Below are 2,333 nucleotides of genomic sequence, written 5' to 3'. Positions count from 1 at the left end.
GTAAGCGGTCAATAAACCCCACATACCAATAATACTCACGCTTTAATATAGTACCTTTTTCACCGGAGGTACTATGAATCAAGAACAAAAGCGCGCCTATTGGGTCTCAATTGTTGAGCAACAAAAACAAAGCCAGCTATCCATTAAGCAATTCTGTACCGACAGCGGCATCAGTTATCAAACCTTCTACTATTGGTCTAAGAGGCTGCGCGTTCCTGACGCCATACAAACCTTGCACCCCATCATTGTCGATGAACATGAATATACGCAAGCTCTGTCGGTGAACATTACTTTTAGCAACGGTATTCGCGCTGAATTTCCTGCTACGCTGAGCCAAGCTCAAATTAGACATTGGGTTGCTGCATTGCTATGACACCGACCGGTAATGTGTACCTAGTATCAGGTGTCACCGACATGCGAAAGTCTATTGATGGATTATCATTAATCGTCGCGGATACGCTTGAAATGGACCCCTTTAGCCAGGCCTGGTTTATTTTCTGCAATCGTGGCCGCGATAAACTCAAAATCCTCTTCTGGGATACCAATGGATTTTGGCTTTATTATCGTCGTCTCGAAAAAGGCCATTTTAAGTGGCCAGTGCCTAAATGTAATGGTGCTGTTCATATCAGCAAGCAACAATTACAGTGGCTATTATCGGGATTAACCTTAGATAATCCTAAGGCGCATCGGCCTATATTTGGACTTGAAGTGTGACGGCGAATGTTGATCACAAATTTCTACTTGAACGATCATTTTTCGCTGTCACACTAAGGATATTGATAACCACTTAAGCCCTGAGCCACCTTGACTGACCTACCTGATGACGTAGCACAACTCAAAGCCATGTTGCTGCAACTGCAAGCAAAAGAGCGTGCACAAGCAGAAGAAATTGCTGAGCTTAAAACGACAGTTCAGCTACTGGTTGAACAACTCAATCTCAGCAAATCCAAACGCTTTTCATCGCAAAGTGAAAAAGTAGCCAAAGGCACGTTTAACGAAGCTGAGCAGCAACATGCGTTGCCTAACGTAAATAAGAGCAAGGCTAAAACAGGCAGAAAACCGTTGCCTGAAGCGCTTGAGCGTGAAGTTTATCAGCACGAACTCAGCGCTCCTTGTTGTGAATGTTGCCAAACACCCCTTCATGAATGCGGTAAAGAAGTCAGCGAAGAGCTCAAAATCATTCCACAGAAAGTCAGCGTTATCCGTCATGAGCGCACCAAATACACGTGTCGTCAATGTGAAAAAACACACACCAGCAATAAAGTCATTACGGCTCCTAAGCCTGCGAGCATGCTACCTAAAAGCATGGGCAGTGCTGAAACGTTTGCCGCAATCGTCACAGCTAAATACGTGGATGCATTACCACTGTATCGCCAGGTTGATATTTTAAATCGCTCAGGTATTGATATCAGCAGAGGCACGCTAGCAAATTGGTGTGTACAGCTAGGTGATAAAGTCCAAGTCATTATCGATGCTATGAAGGATAAGCTCCTGAGCGAAAAACTCATTTGTGCCGATGAAACCACGGTACAAGTCCTTCGAGAAGAAGACAGAAAAGCCGAAACTAAGTCGTACATGTGGGTTTACCGCAGTGGTGAATTTGCAGAAAACCCTGCGGTTATTTACGACTATCAACCGAGTCGTGCTGCCGCCTGTGTGAAGGATTTCCTAACGGGATACTCCGGCTACCTCCTGACCGATGGCTACAGTGCATATAATATGCTTGAGCAGGTTACTCAAGCCGCTTGTATGGCACATGCTAGACGTAAATTTACCGATGCACAAAAAGCATCTCCATCCAAAAAAGCAGGTAAACCCGAAAAAGCACTGAGTTACATAGCCAAACTTTACGGGATAGAAAAACAGGCAAAACACTTAACCGCACAAGCCCGTCAACAGTTGAGAAAGCAACAAGGCGAACCTATCCTTAATGAATTTTACAATTGGCTAAACAGCCAACATGTTTTACCTAAAGGGGCATTAGGTAAAGCCATTAGTTACACCTTAAATCAATGGCCCAAATTACTGACCTATCTTGAAGATGGGGATATCAGTATTGATAATAATGTTACAGAGCGGGATATCCGGCCGTTTACCACAGGGCGAAAAAATTGGATTTTCTCGACATCGGTGGGTGGGGCTAAAGCCAGTGCTAACTTATACAGCCTGGTGATGACCTGCCGTGCCAATGATTTGAATCCCTACTACTATTTTCGTCATCTCTTTACGGAATTACCCAAGCGTGCATCATCAGATGAATTGTCTGATTTACTGCCGTGGAATGTTGATCTAGGTAAAGCAGAATAAGCTTCACCGGTTAATTGACCGCTTAC

General features: G+C 44.2%; 3 protein-coding genes. All 3 read left to right on the top strand.

Annotation, left to right across the window (positions count from 1 at the left end):
* Positions 1-73 precede the first annotated feature (73 nt).
* On the top strand, positions 74-373 hold the full coding sequence (tnpA, locus tag OHT75_RS07285) for an IS66 family insertion sequence element accessory protein TnpA (RefSeq protein WP_264725836.1): 300 nt from the start codon (positions 74-76) through the stop codon (positions 371-373).
* Positions 370-714 carry an IS66 family insertion sequence element accessory protein TnpB gene (gene tnpB / locus OHT75_RS07280; RefSeq protein WP_264725835.1) on the top strand — a complete coding sequence of 115 codons (345 nt, stop codon included), beginning with the start codon at positions 370-372 and terminating at the stop codon, positions 712-714. The genes tnpA and tnpB overlap by 4 nt, the downstream gene beginning before the upstream one ends.
* Before the next feature lie 90 nt (positions 715-804).
* Complete coding sequence (gene tnpC, locus OHT75_RS07275) at positions 805-2,307, top strand: IS66 family transposase (RefSeq protein WP_264725834.1); 1,503 nt, start codon at positions 805-807, stop codon at positions 2,305-2,307.
* Positions 2,308-2,333: the final 26 nt, after the last annotated feature.

The sequence above is a fragment of the Shewanella subflava genome, assembly GCF_025971955.1.
Classification (GTDB): Bacteria; Pseudomonadota; Gammaproteobacteria; order Enterobacterales; family Shewanellaceae; genus Shewanella; species Shewanella subflava.
This window is presented reverse-complemented; position numbering and strand designations above follow the sequence as displayed.